Origin of the sequence: Robiginitalea sp., assembly GCF_049588695.1 — a bacterium.
Lineage (GTDB): Bacteria > Bacteroidota > Bacteroidia > Flavobacteriales > Flavobacteriaceae > Robiginitalea.
Map to the genome: position 1 here is coordinate 1 of NZ_JBAVZJ010000062.1, position 2,083 is coordinate 2,083.

Sequence of the window (2,083 nt, forward strand, 5' to 3'; positions counted from 1 at the left end):
CCCTACCAGTGGGTGTGGGATCAGGATTCCTTTACCCATGAATACCAGGAAACGGATGAAGCCCCGATTTCAGGGGAGCCTGCCTCCAAACTGACCATAGTTTATGGAAACGAAGGGGGCTACACCCCGGGGGATGCCTATGATTTCTATTTCGGTAAAGATTCTGTGCTCCGGGAATGGGTGTTTCGCAAAGGAAACCAACCCGAGCCCAGTCTGGCGACAACATGGGAGCAGTACAAGGATGAGGGAGGACTGCAGCTCTCTACCCACCATCAAAACGCCGATGGAAGCTTTAAGCTGTATTTTACGGGAATCCGCGTGAATTAACCTTTGTTTTTTTCTCGCTTCCTGAGCAAAAGTGTTGAGAGCATAACCACAACAGCCCCGATAAGTAAGACGGCGAAGGTGGTTTTAAGGCTGAATTGCTCTCCTACATACCCCAAAACGGGGGGTGCCAAAAGGAACCCGGAATATCCCGTTCCCGCAATAAACGCCACGCCCTGTGCAGATTCTACCCCTTTGATATTCCCTCCAATCCGAAAGAGTTCGGGAATAATAACGGAAAACCCCAGCCCGATGAGGGCAAAACCGAGCAGGGAAACGTAGGTCGCGCTTTGGAGCACGCATAAGTATCCCAGGATGGCGATAAGGCTTCCAAGGGCCACAATCTTCACAGAACCGATGCGCGTGCTTATCCCGTCTCCCAGAAAGCGCCCAAGGGTCATGGTGACAGAAAAAGCCAGAAAACCAGCCCCGATAAGGAACTCAGGAGCTTTACTGATCTCTTTCAAATAGAGTCCGCTCCAGTCGACGACTGCTCCTTCCCCTCCCATTACGATGAAGGAGACGATCCCCAGGAGGAAGAGGGGGCGAAATAGTTTCAAGCTAAAACCTTCTTTTTCCATGGGTGGTGCAGTAACATCAAAATAGTACTTGCGAAAACGGAGATTGATTAAAAAGACGATAACGATCACCCCCAGCATATGCAGGGCCGGATTGCCGATCGGGCCGATCAGAAAACTTCCCATACCCGCCAGGACTCCCCCGAGACTAAAAAACCCATGGGCGGCAGACATAAAATTTTGCCCATCCTTTTTCTCGACTTCCGTCACCAGGGTATTCATAGCAATATCCGTAAGGCCATTGGTTGCCCCAAAAAAGAAGAGGGCGGCCATAAGGGTGTAGTAATTGGGTGCGATCAAGGGAAAAAAGGCAAAAATACTGCAAAGTACAACGCCGTACCAGGTGGCACGTCCGGCACCCAGACGATTGACAATCCGGGCTGCAACCGGAAAAATGGTAAAAATCCCAAGGGACAAAAAGAAAATGGCGAACCCGAGTTCCGCCTTGTCAATCCGGAGGTTTTCCGATACCCGGGGAATATAAATGGCCCAGGTGCCAAACCACATATTAAGGCTGGCAAAAACCCATGCCGGGCCAAAATACCGTGGGTTAGACAGGATTAAACGCAGTGACTTCATGGTCGACCCTGCGTTTGGTTTAAATGTTTCGCCCCAATGGCCCGGCCTGAACTATGCTTTTTCAAGGATGCCCTTTTTTAAAATCTGACCGAACCGATACATATCTGTGTAGGAACAATAGAAAGGAGCCGGAGCCAGACGAATGACATTGGGTTCCCGCCAGTCTGTAATCACCCCGTTTTTCATCAGGTAATCAAAGAGTGATTTCCCCTCCCCGTGCAAAAAGACAGAAAGTTGGCACCCCCTGGCATGGGCAGGCGTTATAATTTCAAAGGTGCTTTCCACCTCTTTGTCTATTTCCCCGAGGATAAATTCCAGATACGCCACAATCTTATTTCTCTTTTCAATCAGGGCGTCCATTCCCACCGCCTCAAATAACTCCAGGGAAGCCAGATAGGGCGCCATGGCCAGTATCGGGGCATTGCTAATCTGCCAGGCATCTGCCGAATCCATAGGATCAAAACGGGGTTGCATCAAAAACCGGGTTTCCTTTTTCGTCCCCCACCACCCTTCAAAACGCGGGATATCCGGATCGTTCAGGTGCTTTTCAGCGATAAACACCCCTGAGGCATTTCCCGGTCCGCTATTCATGTATTTATAAC

1 protein-coding gene and 2 pseudogenes are annotated in these 2,083 nt (G+C 50.1%); 1 reads left to right on the forward strand and 2 read right to left on the reverse strand.

Annotated elements, in window-relative coordinates; genetic code table 11:
* Positions 1–327 (forward strand): annotated as a pseudogene (locus WBV75_RS01290) (hypothetical protein); the annotation flags it as partial.
* On the opposite strand, the gene WBV75_RS01295 reads toward WBV75_RS01290, so the two are convergent.
* Positions 324–1,481 (reverse strand): MFS transporter, encoded by a 1,158-nt coding sequence (locus WBV75_RS01295; protein WP_424118856.1) that lies wholly within the window; start codon positions 1,479–1,481, stop codon positions 324–326. The pseudogene WBV75_RS01290 and the gene WBV75_RS01295 overlap by 4 nt on opposite strands.
* A 51-nt stretch (positions 1,482–1,532) precedes the next feature.
* Positions 1,533–2,083 (reverse strand): annotated as a pseudogene (locus WBV75_RS01300) (kynureninase); the annotation flags it as partial.